Here is a 17,082-nt window from a genome sequence, read left to right as displayed (position 1 = left end):
TGTTGACAACTTAGTGCCAAAAGTTTTCGAAATATAAAAAATCACTATGCATTAAATAAAAAAGAGACCTTAAAAAAGTCTCTTATAAATATTAGTTGAATAAGTCGCGAACTTTATCGAAAAAGGTTTTTTCCTTTCCGGAAGGTTCGGCCATCATTTCGCCATTTTTAATTTGATTTTCGAAAAACTCTTTTTGACTTGGAGAAAGATTTTGCGGCGTCCAAACATTAATATGTACAAACATATCGCCTTTCCCGTAATTATCGATGCTTGGCAAACCTTTACCGGAAAGTCGCAGGATCTTACCTGACTGCGTTCCTGCTTCCACTTTGATTTTTACTTTTCCACCAACAGTCGGGATTTCTTTTTGAGTTCCTAAAGCTGCTTCTGCAAAAGAGACATACAATTCCTGATGAAGATTGTCGCCCTCACGCTTAATTGTTGCGTCAACTTCTTCTTCAACAACCACAAGTAAATCTCCGGGGGTTCCACCAAATGGTGCGTCATTTCCTTTCCCACGAACATTCAGCTGAATTCCTTCTCGTGCTCCTTCGGGAATATTAATCGTTACTTCTTCGTCTTCTTTAATCAAACCCTGTGCATTTGCACCTGCGGGAATTTTATCGGCTACTTTACCAATTCCCTGGCAAGTTGAACAATGCGCCTGTGTCTGCATTTGTCCGAACATGGTATTCATTACTTTTACCTGAACACCGCTACCATGACATGTTGAACATGTTTTTGAAGTCGCTCCGGGCGCGAGTTTCATTTTCTTAACCTTAATGGTTTTTTGAGTACCATTAACCATCTCTTCGAGATTCAGTTTCATTCTTACGCGAAGATTGGTGCCACGAACCTGCTGTCTTTGTGCACCGCCGCCACCGCCGCCGCCAAAATGACCGCCAAAAATATCTCCAAACTGGCTGAAAATATCATCCATGTTCATTCCGCCACCGCCGAAACCGCCGCCACCATAACCGCCTGCAGCGCCACTCATTCCTGCATGACCGTATTGATCATAACGGGCTTTTTTATTGCCGTCGCTCAAAACTTCGTAAGCTTCCGCAGCTTCTTTAAATTTTTCTTCTGCTGCATTATCTCCAGGATTTTTATCCGGGTGAAATTTAATGGCCATTTTTCGGTAAGCCTTCTTTATTTCCTCTGCTGAGGCAGATTTAGATATTTCTAAAACTTCGTAATAATCTTTTTTTGACATCTTAATTCTTTGAGTAATAAGAAATGAGTAATAAGCAACGGACCTTAAAATTGCTCATTATTTATTACTCATTGCTAATAATTTTTTAGTTTCCGGTAACCACTTTTGCAAATCGGATCACTTTGTCCTGCAATAAATATCCTGACTCTATAACATCTACGATTTTTCCTTTCAACTCCGGTGAAGGGGAAGGAATTTGAGTAATTGCTTCGTGAAAATCTACGTTGAAATCATCGCCGGCATTTACTTCCATTGGTTTCAATCCTTTTTCTGTCAATTTATTTTTGAATTTTTGATAAATTAATTCTACCCCTTGTAAATCTGCTTCGTTGCCATTTTTAGCGATCTCTTTCAAAGCTCTTTCGAAATCATCTAAAACACCCAACATACTGATCATCATATCTTGATTTGCATATTGGAAGAACTCCATTTTTTCTTTGGTGGTTCTTTTTTTATAATTTTCAAATTCAGCAAAAAGACGGATGTAACGATCTTTCTCCTCTGCCAAAAGTTCTTCGTTGCTTGGTGTTGGTGTCACATTATCGACTGCTTCATTCTGCATGTTTTCGTTCATTTCTTCTGACGAATTTAGCATATCATCCTGTATATCTTGATTTTCTGACATAATATTATATTTTTAATAATCATCAATTCGCAAAGATTTTGCCAAAGACTCTTTTAGGACAATTCGGCAGTAATACCATGAAATGAACCCTGAAAATTTGATGAAGATCTGTAGATTTCTGAAATTTTATGGCGAGCAAAAAATTTAGTAGAGAACTGCAATTCTGAAAGAAATTTCATCAATCAAAAATTAAATAGCAGAATAGATCTGAATTTATCGATTCCAAGCTTTCTTAAATGCGATGATGGATCGCTACTATAAAAGTATTAAACACGAAATAAGGTTTTATTCTACGGGGAAAAATGTGGTATAAAGAAGATATAAATTTAAAACTAAAATGATCACTGTAATAAACCAGACAATAATTTTTAACCACATTTTGTTAACAAATTCTCCCATTTTAGCTTTGGAATTGGTAAACATAACCAATGGAATTACTGCAAAACTTAATTGCATCGAAAGAATGACCTGACTTAAAACCAAGAGATCAGTAGTACCTTTTTCCCCATACAATATGGCAACAATCAGGGCGGGAATTATCGCGAGTAATCGTGTGATCAATCGACGTAACCAAGGTTTTAATTTGATGTTCAAAAAACCTTCCATCACAATTTGACCGGCTAATGTGCCTGTTAGTGTTGAATTTTGTCCAGAGGCTAAAAGCGCTACTGCAAAAAAGATACTTGCTAAACTTGTTCCTAAAAGAGGCGCTAATAATTCGTGAGCATCGTAAATATCTGCGACATCCTGATAACCGGTATGATGGAAAGTGGCTGCGGCAACAATTAAGATCGCGGCATTTACAAAAAACGCTAAAAATAAAGACACGCTGGAATCTATCGTTGCAAATTTGATGGCCATCTTTTTACCTTCTGTGTCTCTTTTGTAATTTCTGGTCTGTACAATACTGCTGTGCAGATAAAGGTTATGAGGCATCACTGTTGCGCCTAAAATCCCGATTGCGATATAGAGCATGGTTGGATTAAAAACGATTTCCTTCGTAGGAATTAAACCTTTAAGCATTGGAAATAAATCGGGTTTGCTGGCTAAAATTTCATAACCGAAACAGGCGAAAATCACAAATATTAACCCTGCCACGAAAGCTTCGATCCAGCGAAAACCCCGCGATTGGAGAAGTAAAATAATAAAAACATCGATCCCTGTTATTACAATCCCCCAGGTGAGTGGAATTCCGAAAAGTAAATTTAAAGCAATGGCGGAGCCGATCACTTCTGCGAGATCACAAGCTGCAATCGCAATTTCGCATAAAACCCAAAGAATGAAATTGGTGGTTGGCTTAAAGTGATCTCTACATGCTTGCGCCAAATCCCGTTCTGCAACAACGCCTAATTTTAAGGATAAATGCTGTAAAACAATGGCGAAAATGTTAGAGATGAGGATAACAGAAAGCAACGTATAACCGAATTTTGCACCGCCGGCAATATCTGTCGCCCAATTTCCGGGATCCATATACCCAACAGCTACCATTAAACCAGGGCCTGCAAATGCGAGTAAAGTTCTCCAAAATCCTGCGTCTTTCGGTATGTTTATAGAGGAAAAAACTTCCGACAATGAATTTTGATGTTTTTCTTTTCTCCAGGCTCTGTTCATGATTAATGTTAGGTTAGTCTAACAAATGTAAATAAATAAATCTAATCTGAACTATTTTCACAAAAAAAATCCCGACAATTGCCGGGATTATATATTATAGCTTGTGTAGACTATTTTGCAAATCTCACTGCCATTTTTCTATCCATTGCTCTATCTGCGTCAGTAGCAGAAGCATCAATGGTAGCAAATTTACTTCCATAACCTTCAGCACCAAGAACTTGAGCACCAACACCTTTGTCGGTCAACCATTTTTTAATATAGTCTGCTCTTTCCTGAGACAATTTTACATTAGATGCTTCGTTACCGGTTTTATCTGTATAACCACCAATTTTGATTTTTGCATCTGGATAAGCTTTCATGATCGCTAATAAATTATCCATTTGCCCTTGCGAACCAGTTTCTAATTCTGTCGCAGAACCAACTTTAAAATTAACGTGATCAAAAGTATACCAGTTATCTTTTAATGCAGCATCATCAGCGCTTTTGTAGGATCCAGATTTCAAGAAAGTAATCATTGAATCTTCCATTCCACCTTTATATCCTTTGAGCATTGTCCCATTCAAATCGATATCTTCATCAGTTTTAGCCGTTGGAGTCATCGTCGTCGAATCAGCAGGAACTACTACTGCAGAAGAGTCTGTCATCACTGCTGTTGAATCATTCATGGTCGTTGTGGCATCTGCCGGTTTGTTACACTGTTTCCATAAGAACCAGGCTGCAAGCGCTAATAATAATAAAGGTAATAACCATTTCCAGATAGATCCACCACCGTCGTTATCATCAACTTTATCAGGATTTACATGAGTGTTTCCACCTCTGTTAACTTCTACTTTCGGTTCGTCAAATGAAGTGGTTTGAACGGTTTCTAAAGGTACACTTGTGGGATCAGCGCTCATTGAGCCTAAACCCAGAGAAGCTAAAGAAAGACCAGCAGGCAATAATGCAGAAACAACACCTTTTTGATCGTGAAGTAAACTCTTAACACCGTCTGCTCCAAGATTATTATCTGCAGCATATTTTCCTATCGAACCTAAGGCTGCACCCGTAACCATACTCAATAAAGAGCTCGATGTAGAATTACTCACCCCGGCAAAACTTGAAACTGCATTAACCAATCCAGCCATCTTATCTCCAAATATTGAGGACAAAACTGTTGAGATCGTGGAGTTGTTTGAAGAACCCTGTAATAAATTACCAAGAACGCCGGTTGAAGCAGCACCAGTAATTGCATCTAAAACTCCAGGTTTATCAGCGTTATTCGCTAATCCACCAACAACGGCAGGAAGTAATCCACTTATTGCTTTAGAAATTCCAGATTCGCTTTCTCCTAATTGTGACGCAGATTGAGAAACCAACGCAGGTCCTAATTGCCCTTTAATCAGGTCGATAATGTTTAGTGACATAATAGTTTATTTTAATGTTTAACGTAGCCTTATATATGCAAATATTAATCCAACAACTTAGTAATTGCTTTATTTTATATAAAAATTAACGTTTAATCAATACAAAAATCGCTTAAAATTTACTAATATGATTTTGCAAAAATTACTCTTTGTTTAGAAGGTTTTCCGGAAATTAGCGAAATCCCGTCTTCTAATGTGTTATCCAAAGGTATGCATCGGATTGTGGCTTTCGTTTCATTTTTGATCTGTTCTTCTTCTTCGTCTGTACCGTCCCAATGCGCAGATATAAAGCCGCCTTTATCCTCTAAAACTTTTTTGAATTCTACGTATGAATCAACTTTCGTTATATGTTCATCGCGGAAATTAAGTGCTTTCTTATAAATGTCTTCCTGAATGGTTTCGAGAAGGTTTTCGATGTAAACTTCGATGTTTTCTAAAGGTTGGGTTTCTTTCGTCAAATTATCCCTTCTCGCGATTTCAACGGTTTTGTTTTCCAGATCTCTGGCGCCAATTGCAATTCTGATCGGAACTCCTTTTAATTCGTATTCTGCAAATTTCCAACCTGGTTTGTTTTCAGTTTTATTATCATATTTTACTGAAATTCCTTTCGCTTTCAGTTTGTTTTGAATATCCACCGCAACTTCACTTACCAGTTGCAGTTGCTCTTCTCCTTTAAAAATGGGAACAATTACGACCTGAATTGGTGCTAAACTTGGTGGCAAAACTAATCCCAGATCATCTGAATGCGTCATAATTAAACCACCAATCAATCTTGTGGATGTTCCCCAGGAAGTTCCCCAGGCATGTTCAATCTTTCCTTCTTTATTCGTGAATTTTACATCGAATGCTTTCCCAAAGTTTTGACCTAAAAAGTGAGAAGTCCCTGCCTGCAAAGCTTTACCGTCCTGCATTAATGCTTCAATACAATAGGTCTCGTCAGCACCTGCAAATCTTTCTGAGGCTGTTTTAGTTCCACGAATCACAGGAATCGCCATAAAATTTTCAGCGAAATCTGCATACACATCGATCATTTTTTCTGTTTCTTCAACGGCTTCCTCTTTCGTAGCATGAGCCGTATGACCTTCCTGCCAAAGGAATTCTGCAGTACGCAAAAACAATCTCGTTCTCATTTCCCAACGAACAACGTTTGCCCACTGATTAATTAAAATGGGCAGATCGCGATAGGATTGAACCCAATTTTTATAAGTATTCCAGATAATAGCTTCAGAAGTCGGACGTACGATTAATTCTTCTTCCAGTTTCGCCTCGGGATCTACAATTAATTTTCCGGGATTATTGGGATCTGCTTTTAGGCGATAGTGGGTAACAACTGCACATTCTTTTGCGAAACCTTCGGCATTTTTTTCCTCAGCTTCAAAAAGACTTTTAGGAATAAAGATGGGGAAGTAAGCATTTTCGTGCCCAGTTTCCTTGAATTTTCGATCCATTTCGTCCCGCATTTTTTCCCAGATGGCGTACCCATATGGTTTGATGATCATACAGCCACGAACTCCAGAATTTTCTGCCAGATCTGCTTTTACTACAAGTTCATTATACCATTTGCTGTAATCTTCAGCTCTCGAGGTCAATTTTGCCATGATGATGTATTATTTTTATCTATTGATTTAACTTATTGGTGCTCTTTGAATCTAATCTAAAAAGCGTATTTTTACTCAAAATTTGTACTGATTAATTGGTATAATTTTGGTATAAAATGCAAATATAAATCAATTTAAACTTTTCACCTATCATGGAAAAAATTACTTATAAAAAAATACTCAAATTGCTGCAATCCAAAGCGGTTTTAGCAGTTGCGGGTGGATTTCTCCTCATGTCATGTGTTCCTCAAATGGGCGGATACAGCGAAACTGATGGAGTTTACTACGACCCAAGCAGAGATACTTTACCTGAAGGAATGGTAATGAACAGCGGAAATAGAGTTGGAGATTACTATGATTACCAAGCCAGCGATACTCAAAATCAATATTTAAACTCCGAGAACCGCAATGAGAACTGGATCGATAATCAAAATTCTGACTGGGGAAATTATAATGGTACAGACACTCACTACAACGATTCCTGGGGTTCTCCATACGGAATGTACTCTGGTTACGGAATGTACTCTGGATTTGGTTTTGGAATGAGTTTCGGTTGGGGCTCACCTTTCGGATACGGCATTTATGATCCTTGGGGATATAACTCATGGTACGGCTACTACAGCCCTTATGGATATTATAACCCGTATTACAGTTATAATCCATATTACGGTTACAACCCCTATTATGGCGGTTACAATCCTTACTATGGTTCCGGCAATGGATATAATGGGAATAACAGTTATAACGGTGGTTTTACCAATAAAAGAAGTGGTAACGACGGATCTTTCAGAAGTATTAATAAGAACGCTAATATCAATTCAAGAAATACTAATAGTTCGAACGCTGGATTCCGAAATGAGAATACAAGAATGAACAATAATGGCCAATCCAACCCGAGATATAGTCAACCCGGAAATAATAACGCACAACCACGATTTAGAACAAATTCTCAACCGAGACAAAATATTCCCAGACAACAGAATAATTCTCCAAGACAAAACGTTCCGAATTATCAGCAACCAAGCAGAAGTAATTCTAACGACGGCGGCTTTAGATCTGGAAATTCCGGAGGTGGATTCAACAGTGGTTCATCAAGCTCAGGATCTACGAGATCTTCCGGTGGCGGAGGTTTTAGAAGATAATATTAAAAATTTATAGAAGAATATTAAAAAATGATAAAAAAATCTTTAACGGTTTTAAGTATAGCCGTTGCCTATTTTGCTAACGCTCAAGACGTTTCTACGATTAGAAATACTTCAGAAGTTTATTCCAACTCCTCCTTAAATGGATCCTCGAAATATAACGCGATGGCCGGCTCGATGGGAGCTTTGGGAGGCGATGCCTCTGTTCTTAACTCAAATCCTGCTGGTCTCGCAGTGAGTATCGCAAGCGAAGTTTCCGGGACTTTGTTTATAGAAAATAATAGGAATACCACTTCTTATGCAGGAACATCTATAGATTATAAAGTCAATAATACTGATCTGGGAAATACCGGTGGAATCGCAGTTTTTCAAATGAATCCATCTTCCGCCTGGAAATTTGTGAACGTTGGAGTGAATTATTCTAATAAATCTTTGGAAGATTATTCCGAAACGCCTGGAAATAATAATTTGGTTTACGAAATAACCGATGCGGGAAATGTTTTGATTGATGAACTTGCTTTTGCAGGTCACGCTTACAACCGGTACGGAAATCTTTCAAAAACTTCCGTTGGAGTTGGTGGTAATTACGACAATAGAATTTATGTTGGAGCAGGTTTCAATTTTCATAATGCTATTTTGGATCAATATGATTCTGCTGCGTTTACAGATAATACCAATATTACCGATGTCTACAACAAACAGTACACTCCATTTTCCGAGTCATCAAGTGGTTTCTCCGCTTCTGTTGGGGTAATCGGTAAAATCAGTCCTCAATTTAGAGTTGGAGCTGCTCTGGAAACTCCAACCTGGTGGAATATCTCAAGATTGTACAACGAGTATGACAATCCGACAGATGGTACTTATACCGAAGATCGGAAGCTTTCTTCACCAATGAAGGCTACATTAAGTGCGGCCTACGTTGCAAGTAAAAACTTTGCAATCAATGTTGATTACAGTTTAGGATTGACAAAAGCGAAATATAAAGTTTATGGCGGCGCTGAAACGGAGATCAATCAATTCTTCTCTGATAATGCAAGCAATCTTTCAGAAGTAAAAGTCGGAGCAGAATATCGTTTAAATGATCTGCGTTTGCGAGGAGGTTACGGATTTGCATCCAGTCCTTTTAACTCGACCAGTATTAGTTCCCTTTCTGATGCTGGAGTAGCTTCAAATAATTCTTTTAGTGACTTATTTTCGGGGAAAAGCAATACGATTGGCGCAGGAATCGGATATGATTTTAAATCATTTTATATTGATGCCGCTTATCAAAATATAACTTCGGACTATAAAAGCCCATTTTTACAAGGCTCATTAGCGAACAATACAGGATATTTTTCAAACCAGTACATCGTCAATTCAGATGCTTCAGTTGTATCGGATGTGAAGAATAAAAAAGACAATTTCTTTATTACTCTAGGCTGGAAATTTTAATTTTCAAAACAGAAATAAAAGATAGAGCTCCGAAGAAATTCGGAGCTTTTTTATGTAAAAGATTTTAGTGGTGATGAAAAAAGTGACCCGTCATTGCAAGCAAAACGCCCAGCGTGACCAAACCAATTTTCTTCCAGTCGACGTTATGGTTCTTATTACTTTCAAAAATAATGACCGAAGAAATGTGGAGGAAAATACCACCCACTAAAGCCAGAAAATAAACCTTCAGATCAGGATTGAAATATTTACCTAAAAGCAAACCGAATGGCGAGGCAAGGGCAAAAATTGTAATAATTAAAACTGCAGAAGGAGAGAATTTTTTATTCTTAACTAAAAAAGCACCCAAAATAAAGGAGATCGGAATATTATGAACAAGGATGCCTGTAAGATAAGGGCTTAAGATAATAGTTTCATTTGCCAGAGGAATTCCCTCTAAAAAAGCGTGAACGAAAAGGCCCACCATTAATGCCAGTGGTAAAATATTTTTATCTTCGGTATGGTGATGAAAGTGGCCGTGTTCGAAACCTTTCGTTAGATTTTCCAGGAGCATTTGGAGCAAAACGCCGCCAATGACCCACAATCCGATATTGTGATCTTCCCCGGAATACACCTCCGGAAAAACTTCGTTCAAACAGATGGTGATTAAAAAACCCGCACTTACAACGAGCAGGTTCTTGGCAAATTTCTCGCGTTCTCCGAAAAATTTTCCCAGAAATACCCCAATCAAAACGCTTAGAATTAATAAGATAACGATCATAAATTCTCAGTTTTTATATTACTTTTTTTTAAATATGGTGATGCAACGTGATGAAGTTTCCAGATCAAACTCTTCTAAACCGTAATTACCAAAGATCTTAACTCTTTCAAAACCAAATTCTTCCCCATAATTTCCGATTTCCTCCAGTGTGTGTAATTTTACTTGCTCGAAGTAGTGATGATTCTCCCCTTTACTTGTAAACCGGATATCTTTGATGACATTTCTATTTTCAATTCTTTTATTAATTAGAAAATCAATTCCACCTTTTACAGAAATATATTCCGGGACCATTGTTTTTTTTACCCATTTTTCATTTAAGAAATCGAGTACAAAATATCCGTCTTCCTTTAAAATATTAGAAATTGACTGAAATACTTTTCGATCGTCGTTTTTGTCTTCAAAATATCCGAAACTCGTAAATAGATTAAAAACTGCATCCACTTTTTCGGCAGAAATTTCCGGAAAAATCTCTTGCCGCATATCGTGAACTTTAAATTGCAGATCAGGATTTTCGAACGGTTTATTGTGCAAAATGCTTTCTTTGGAGAGGTCCAAGCCCAAAACTTTGTAGCCTAATTGATTCAGATAAACCGAATGTCTTCCTTTCCCGCAAGCAAGATCAATGATTTTTGAATGTTTGGGTATTTCTAAGTTATTGATTAGTAGTGAGATGAAGTTTTCGGCTTCTGTAAAATCTCTGTCTTTATAAAGAATGTGATAATAAGGAGTATCAAACCAAGTTTCGAACCATGCCATTGTGCAAAAATAACTAAATTTGCCGAAATAATTGAACAACTTATAAATCGCTTTTTGAACTCAGAATGCGGAAAGCCAATACCAGACTATGGATACAGAAAATTTAAAAATACAGATCAAAACTTTTTTCGGCCTCGAAGAAATTTTAGCAGAAGAAATAAGAAAGCTTGGTGGAGCAAATGTCGAAGTTAAAAACCGTGCGGTAAATTGCGAAGGCGATCTTGGTTTTCTTTATAAAATAAATTATTCTGCGCGAACTGCACTCAAAATTTTGGTGCCGCTCCTTGCTTTTAAAGCTTGGGACGAGAATCGTTTTTACGATAAACTCTTCGCCTTTCCGTGGGATGAATACATGACCGTAGATCAAACTTTTGCCATTGATACCACGATTTATTCTGAAAGATTTAACCATTCCCAGTTTATTTCTTTGAAAATGAAAGATGCGATTGCAGATTATTTCAAATTCAAATTTCGTAAAAGACCGAATGTTGATACTACAAATCCTGACATTAAATTCCACCTTCATATCGATCGGGAATTGGTAACGATCTCCATTGATTCTTCGGGTGATGCTTTATTTAAAAGAGGTTACCGAAAAGAACAGGGAGAAGCGCCAATTAATGAAGTTTTAGCTTCCGGAATGTTGCAGCTTGCAGGTTGGGATGGCAAAGGAAACTTTCTGGATCCAATGTGTGGTTCCGGAACATTATTGATTGAAGCAGCTATGATCGCAATGGATTTGCCGGCACAAACTTTCCGTAGGAAATTTGGTTTTCAAAACTGGCTGAATTACGATGATGAATTGTTTAACACGATCAAAGAAGTCCGTTTAGCCCGCGTAAAAGAATTCACCGGAAAAATAGTGGGTTACGATATCGATTCAAATATGCTTCATGCCTCAAGAATTAATATTGAAGCTGCTGAAATGGAAGACGTCATCGAAGTTAGAGAGCAGGATTTCTTTGAATCTAAAAAAGATCTGTTTCCTTTGTTAATGGTTTTCAATCCGCCATACGATGAAAGGATCGTAATTAACGATGACGAGTTTTACGCGAAAATAGGCGACACCTTCAAGAAAAATTATCCAAACACTTTAGCCTGGTTAATTTCCTCCGATCTGGATTCTATGAAAAGAATTGGTTTGCGACCTTCCAGAAAGATCAAACTCTTCAACGGAAAATTAGAATGCCGTTTTATGCAGTTTGAAATGTATGAAGGCACGAAGAAAATTCATAAATTAGAAGGAAGAGAAGGAGATAGTTAATTTTTAGGAACGAATTAGCAAATCAACTAATCACCAAAGCAGCGTTTTGAACACAATTTCAGTAATAATCGCAATTTACAACCGAAAAGATGAACTTTTTGAACTCCTCAATTCCTTGTCGCACCAAACCGATAAAGATTTTGAGGTGATTATTGTTGATGATGGTTCATTGATCAATTTACGTCCGACCACAGAATTGTTTAAGGAAAGTTTAAAGATCGAACTCTTTCGAAAAGACAATTCCGGTCCCGGATTATCCAGAAATTACGGCGCGAAAAGAGCAAAAAGCGACTGGCTCGTTTTTGTGGATTCCGATGTGATTGTAGAAACCGACTATATTCAGAACATCAAAAAAAATATTGCGACAATTCCCTGTGATGCTTTTGGTGGTGCCGATAAAGCCCACAAAGGCTTCAACCTTATTCAAAAAGCAATTTCCTATTCCATGACTTCCGTTTTTACAACGGGCGGAATTCGCGGCAGTAAAAAAGCTGTCACTAAATTTCAACCGCGAAGTTTTAATATGGGTGTCAAAAAAGTAGCATTCGAAAAAGTAGGTGGATTTTCCGAAATGCGAATCGGCGAAGATCCCGATCTCTCCATGAAACTCTGGGAGAATGGCTTTAGTACGGCTTTTTTCGACGATATTGGCGTCTATCATAAACGCCGCGTAGATTTTGGCAAGTTCTCCAAACAAGTCTATCAGTTCGGGTGTGCACGTCCGATCCTGAATCAGCGTCACCCAAAATTTGTCAAAATCTCTTTCGCATTTCCCTCCCTTTTTTTACTCGGTTATATTCTGGGATTTTTAGAATATTTTCTCTTCCAGAAAGGCCTCATACTCGGTTTTTATGGCCTTTACACCTTCGTCGTATTTTTTCACGCCTTATATCAAACCCGAAATATCAGCATTGCTGCAATGGCAATCATCGCCACGTACATTCAAATGTTTTCTTACGGTTACGGATTCCTTAAATCCTGGATTCTGCTCAATATTTTCCGACAGAAACCTGAAGAAGCTTTTCCTTCTCATTTTCATAAAAAATAAGGTCAAACTAAGAAGGTCAAATTTGAGGGCGCACAATTCCGGCTTTCACTACTCGCTTTTTTTCGCCACCGCATTTTCCCATCGCAAAAAAAAGAGCTCAAACATGCCGTTCAATCCGGGGCGCGATTAGCTTTCAAAACGAAAATAATTGATCAGAAAAAAATTTTAAAACTATTATCTTGAAAAAACAAATCGTCTTATTCATTCTCCTCTTCACTTTTTTAAATTTATTTTCTCAAAACACCTTTGTCTTTTTTGGCTCCTTTAACAGAGATAAAACGCAGGATGGGATTTATGTTTACGAGTTAGATACCATCAAAGGAAAACTCTTCAGAATTACTGCGGTAAAAAATATCCTTAATCCTTCTTTTCTTACGATTTCCCCCAACGGAAAATATGTTTTTGCCTGCACAGAAAGTAAAACGGTAAATGCCGGCAGCGTAAGCAGTTTCGAGTTTAAACCGGAAGAAAAAACTTTAAAATTCATTAACAGTCAAAAAAGTGGCGGCGAAAATCCAGTTTATTTGACCGTTCACCAAAACGGCAAATGGCTCGTGAACGGAAATTATACCGAAGGAAGTATTTCAGTTTATCCTCTTTCTGCCAATGGTTTCATACAGCCAGCTGTTCAAAACTTTCATTTTGAGGAAGGAAGTATTAATAAAAACAGGCAAGACAGATCGCATATTCATTCAACGGTATTTTCACCCGAGTTTGATTATCTGTTTGCACCAGATTTGGGAGCAGATAAGATCAGAATCTTCAAATTTGATAATGATAAAAGCCAGCCTTTAGAATTGGCAGAACTTCCATTTACGCAAACAATTTTAGGAAGTGGACCCAGACATTTAACTTTCCATCCGAATGGTAAATTTGCCTATTGTACGGAAGAATTAGCGGGAGCAATCAGTGTTTACCGCTACCAAAATGGAACATTGGAAAGTATTCAAAGAATAAATACCCATCCAGACCAATTTAAAGATAATTTTGAAAGTTCAGATATTCACCTTTCTCCGGATGGCAGATTTTTGTATGCTGCAAATCGTGGCCAGGAAAATAATCTGGCGATTTTTAAAATTCAAAACGATGGAACGTTAAAAACTGTGGGTTATCAATCCACTTTAGGTAAACATCCCAGGATTTTTGCAATGAATGAGTCCGGGAAATTTCTTATCGCTACCAATTCTGTAAGCGGAGATGCAGTTGTTTTTAAAAGAAATGCAGAAACTGGTTTATTAAAAAAAGTAGGTAAAAAAGTGAAAATATTTGGGGTTTCTTCTGTCCAAATTAAAAGATATAACTAGCAGAATAATAAATAAAGTTTCAGCGTAAAAATCTCTGTAAGAAATGCATTAAACTAATGTGCACTCTTAACCAATCAGAATTACCAGAAAACTAATGTGACTTATGTGTTTAAAAATATATTTAGACATTGATTAAATAAAATTTTTGCGACTTTGTCGTTAAACCTAATTCCGACCAAAAACCCTATTTTTGCAAAAAATTAAGCATGCAAAATTATCTGGAATTTAATTTTAAAATAGAGCCTCTTCAGCCCTGGAATGATATTTTGATGGCAGAACTCATCGAGATTGGTTTCGACAGTTTTACCGAAGAACACGATGGAATTCTCGGATATATTCAGCAGGATCTTTTCAAAGAAGACGAATTAAAAAACCTTCATCTGCTCCAAAATCCTGAGATTAAAATTTCTTACACTTTTCAGGAAATGCCTAATATCAACTGGAACGAGGAGTGGGAAAAAAACTTTTCTCCTATCAATATAGAAGATCAGGTTTCTATTCGTGCAGAATTTCACGAGAATCAAAATTTACCACACGAAATTATTATTCAGCCGAAAATGTCTTTTGGTACCGGACATCACGCGACAACGTATTTGATGATTCAGCAAATGCTCGACATGGATTTTGCAAATAAAACAGTTTTAGATATGGGTTGCGGAACTTCGGTCCTGGCAATTTTTGCAAAACAGCAAGGTGCCGGAAAAACTGTTGCGATTGATATCGACGAATGGTCTGTAGAAAATTCTATCGAAAATGCTGCTAGAAACAATGTAGAATTAGAAATTTCTCAGGGAACTGCTGTGAATTTAGGAACCGAAAACTTCGATATTATTCTAGCCAACATCAACAGAAATATTTTGATTTCGGATATTCCGACTTATGTTTCGGTGCTAAATACTGGCGGACAACTTTTGTTATCGGGCCTGTGCTTTTTTGATGTAGATGATATTCTGGAAGTTTGTACGGAACAGAAACTGACTTTGAAAAAGAAATTACAGCGGGAAGAGTGGGTTTCTTTACTCTTAGAAAAATAAAAAACCCTGTAAAAACAGGGTTTTAGTGACCTCGACTGGATTCAAACCAGTAACCTCCTGAGCCGTAATCAGGTGCGCTATTCAGTTGCGCCACGAAGCCGTTTTTCGGTCTGCAAATATAACACTTTTTTATTCCTTTCAAAAAATGAAACCTACTTTTTTCGCATTATTTACGTTTTTACTGTTTTTTTCCTGTAAAAAAGAAACCACACCTGTCACAAACGACTGGCAAAAAATCTCTCAAAATGTTCAGTTTAAAACCGATACCGATTTTTTAAAACTAAAATCAGGAAAATTTAATTATAATTTCCCAACCTCAAAACTTCCTTTTAAAAAGGTCATATTGCTTAACGCAAGCCTGGTTGGTTATCTTACAGAATTAGGTTTGGAAGAAAATATCACCGGAATCTCCAGTCCGGAATATGTTTACTCAGAAAAGATTGATCATTTAATTAAAGAGGGGAAAATTCAGAATATTGGTAACGAGCAGAAATATGATGTCGAGAAGATCATCGCTTTAAAACCCGATGTCATCTTCACCAATTATATTGCGAGCTTCGATAATACGTATGATCTACTGAAGAAAAATGGTATCGAAATTATTTTTCTGGATGAATATTTAGAACAAAATCCTTTAGAAAAATCGAAATATTTATTGGTCTTTGGTAAACTTTTCAATGTTGAAAAAAAAGCAGAAGCCCGATTTACCGAAATTGGAAAGAATTATAATGTGCTAAAAACTCTTGCGGCAACATCCAAAAAAAAACCAGTCGTTCTGGCCAATGAAATGTATGGAAATCAGTGGTTTTTACCCGGTGGAAAAACAAATCTTGCTCAGTTTATTTCCGACGCGAACGGAAGTTATATTAATGCAGATAATACGGAAACAAAAGCGGTTCCAATGAGTTTCGAAGAAGTGTTTTCGAAAGCAGGAAAAGCCGAATACTGGATCAATATCGGGAACCATCAAACCAAAAAGGAACTCCTGCAGATTAATCCTAATTATACTAAAATGAATGTGTATAACAGTGGCAAATTATATACGGTCACCGGAAAAGAGAAGGGCAAATCCAATGATTACTTTGAGAGTGGAGTCGTGCGTGCTGATTTAGTGCTGAAAGATTACATTAAGATTTTTCACCCCGAATTGTTATCTGACTATAATTTAACATTCATGAAAGAATTAAAGTAAAATATATTTCTATTTTTGCACCAAACTGCTGTCAATACCTTTTAGTCTTTAAATATGTGGAAGAAAATTAAAAAACTTATCTATATCATTATCCTTGCAAACATCCTTTTTATTGTGTGGGGAAAATTCTTTAATCCACCCGTAACAATTACTCAGATCGGTGGTTTAATGGAATATGGAAAACTAAAGAGAGATTATATTTCCTACGATGAAATGGGCACTTATGTGAAAAAAGCGGTGATCGCCTCTGAAGATCAGAGCTTTTATGAGCATAATGGATTCGATTACAAAGCAATTCAAAAAGCCATGAAAAGCAATGAAAAGGGCAAAAAACTACGCGGTGGAAGCACCATTTCTCAGCAAACCGCTAAAAATATTTTCCTGTGGCAGGGCAGAAGTTATATTCGGAAAGGATTGGAGGCCTTTTACACTTTTATTATCGAGTTAGTTTGGGGGAAAGACGTTATTTTAGAACGCTATTTAAACTCCATCGAGATGGGTCGCGGCGTTTTCGGAGTGGAAGCAGCTTCTGAATATTATTTCAGTAAAACTTCGAAAAATTTAACAAAAAGTGAGGCCGCGTGGATTGCAACGATCTTACCAAATCCGCAAAAATATGATCCTAAAAATCCCACCGCTTATCTGAATAAAAAGCACAACTGGATTTTACGTCAAATGAATAATGTGACACTCAAATAAAT

Annotated in this window: 15 protein-coding genes and 1 tRNA gene; 8 read left to right on the top strand and 8 right to left on the bottom strand. The window is 37.1% G+C overall.

Annotated elements, in window-relative coordinates; all coding sequences use genetic code 11:
- Positions 1-91: 91 nt before the first annotated feature.
- The 5 genes from dnaJ to proS form a co-directional block, all read right to left on the bottom strand.
- The gene (dnaJ, locus tag ACZ9HT_RS05935) at positions 92-1,216 is read right to left on the bottom strand and encodes a molecular chaperone DnaJ (RefSeq protein WP_476039541.1); all 1,125 of its coding nucleotides are present in this window, start codon (positions 1,214-1,216) and stop codon (positions 92-94) included.
- A gap of 85 nt (positions 1,217-1,301) precedes the next feature.
- Positions 1,302-1,841, bottom strand: coding sequence for a nucleotide exchange factor GrpE (locus ACZ9HT_RS05930; protein WP_476039540.1), 540 nt, complete (start codon positions 1,839-1,841; stop codon positions 1,302-1,304).
- A 285-nt stretch (positions 1,842-2,126) separates the two neighbouring features.
- Positions 2,127-3,452 (bottom strand): Nramp family divalent metal transporter, encoded by a 1,326-nt coding sequence (locus ACZ9HT_RS05925; RefSeq protein ID WP_476039539.1) that lies wholly within the window; start codon positions 3,450-3,452, stop codon positions 2,127-2,129.
- 110 nt (positions 3,453-3,562) lie between these two features.
- The gene (locus tag ACZ9HT_RS05920) at positions 3,563-4,855 is read right to left on the bottom strand and encodes an OmpA family protein (RefSeq protein WP_476039538.1); all 1,293 of its coding nucleotides are present in this window, start codon (positions 4,853-4,855) and stop codon (positions 3,563-3,565) included.
- Between the two features lie 122 nt (positions 4,856-4,977).
- Positions 4,978-6,453, bottom strand: coding sequence for a proline--tRNA ligase (gene proS, locus ACZ9HT_RS05915; protein ID WP_476039537.1), 1,476 nt, complete (start codon positions 6,451-6,453; stop codon positions 4,978-4,980).
- Between the two features lie 152 nt (positions 6,454-6,605).
- Between proS and ACZ9HT_RS05910 the strand changes: the two genes are divergently transcribed.
- Together ACZ9HT_RS05910 and ACZ9HT_RS05905 are read left to right on the top strand one after the other, a co-directional pair.
- Positions 6,606-7,595 (top strand): prolyl-tRNA synthetase, encoded by a 990-nt coding sequence (locus ACZ9HT_RS05910; protein WP_476039536.1) that lies wholly within the window; start codon positions 6,606-6,608, stop codon positions 7,593-7,595.
- 30 nt (positions 7,596-7,625) lie between these two features.
- Positions 7,626-9,026: an OmpP1/FadL family transporter gene (locus ACZ9HT_RS05905; protein WP_476039535.1), complete on the top strand. Its 1,401-nt coding sequence runs from the start codon at positions 7,626-7,628 to the stop codon at positions 9,024-9,026.
- 64 nt (positions 9,027-9,090) lie between these two features.
- Here the strand turns inward: ACZ9HT_RS05905 and ACZ9HT_RS05900 are convergent, their stop codons facing one another.
- Together ACZ9HT_RS05900 and ACZ9HT_RS05895 are read right to left on the bottom strand one after the other, a co-directional pair.
- On the bottom strand, positions 9,091-9,783 hold the full coding sequence (locus tag ACZ9HT_RS05900) for a ZIP family metal transporter (RefSeq protein ID WP_476039534.1): 693 nt from the start codon (positions 9,781-9,783) through the stop codon (positions 9,091-9,093).
- Between the two features lie 18 nt (positions 9,784-9,801).
- Complete coding sequence (locus ACZ9HT_RS05895) at positions 9,802-10,539, bottom strand: class I SAM-dependent methyltransferase (RefSeq protein ID WP_476039533.1); 738 nt, start codon at positions 10,537-10,539, stop codon at positions 9,802-9,804.
- An 88-nt stretch (positions 10,540-10,627) separates the two neighbouring features.
- On the opposite strand from ACZ9HT_RS05895, the gene ACZ9HT_RS05890 reads away from it, so the two are divergent.
- The 4 genes from ACZ9HT_RS05890 to prmA all read left to right on the top strand — a co-directional run bounded on the left by ACZ9HT_RS05890 (position 10,628) and on the right by prmA (position 15,189).
- Positions 10,628-11,803 (top strand): THUMP domain-containing class I SAM-dependent RNA methyltransferase, encoded by a 1,176-nt coding sequence (locus ACZ9HT_RS05890; RefSeq protein WP_476039532.1) that lies wholly within the window; start codon positions 10,628-10,630, stop codon positions 11,801-11,803.
- A gap of 46 nt (positions 11,804-11,849) precedes the next feature.
- Positions 11,850-12,851 (top strand): glycosyltransferase family 2 protein, encoded by a 1,002-nt coding sequence (locus ACZ9HT_RS05885; protein WP_476039531.1) that lies wholly within the window; start codon positions 11,850-11,852, stop codon positions 12,849-12,851.
- A gap of 179 nt (positions 12,852-13,030) precedes the next feature.
- On the top strand, positions 13,031-14,155 hold the full coding sequence (locus ACZ9HT_RS05880) for a lactonase family protein (RefSeq protein WP_476039530.1): 1,125 nt from the start codon (positions 13,031-13,033) through the stop codon (positions 14,153-14,155).
- A gap of 206 nt (positions 14,156-14,361) precedes the next feature.
- Positions 14,362-15,189, top strand: coding sequence for a 50S ribosomal protein L11 methyltransferase (prmA, locus tag ACZ9HT_RS05875; RefSeq protein ID WP_476039529.1), 828 nt, complete (start codon positions 14,362-14,364; stop codon positions 15,187-15,189).
- A gap of 26 nt (positions 15,190-15,215) precedes the next feature.
- Here the strand turns inward: prmA and ACZ9HT_RS05870 are convergent.
- A tRNA-Arg gene (locus tag ACZ9HT_RS05870) sits at positions 15,216-15,289 on the bottom strand.
- Positions 15,290-15,334: 45 nt separating this feature from the next.
- On the opposite strand from ACZ9HT_RS05870, the gene ACZ9HT_RS05865 reads away from it, so the two are divergent.
- Positions 15,335-16,381 (top strand): ABC transporter substrate-binding protein, encoded by a 1,047-nt coding sequence (locus tag ACZ9HT_RS05865; RefSeq protein WP_476039528.1) that lies wholly within the window; start codon positions 15,335-15,337, stop codon positions 16,379-16,381.
- Between the two features lie 54 nt (positions 16,382-16,435).
- On the top strand, positions 16,436-17,080 hold the full coding sequence (mtgA, locus tag ACZ9HT_RS05860) for a monofunctional biosynthetic peptidoglycan transglycosylase (RefSeq protein WP_476039527.1): 645 nt from the start codon (positions 16,436-16,438) through the stop codon (positions 17,078-17,080).
- Positions 17,081-17,082 lie beyond the last annotated feature (2 nt).

The organism is Chryseobacterium sp. UYP7 (genome assembly GCF_056279225.1).
This window is presented reverse-complemented; position numbering and strand designations above follow the sequence as displayed.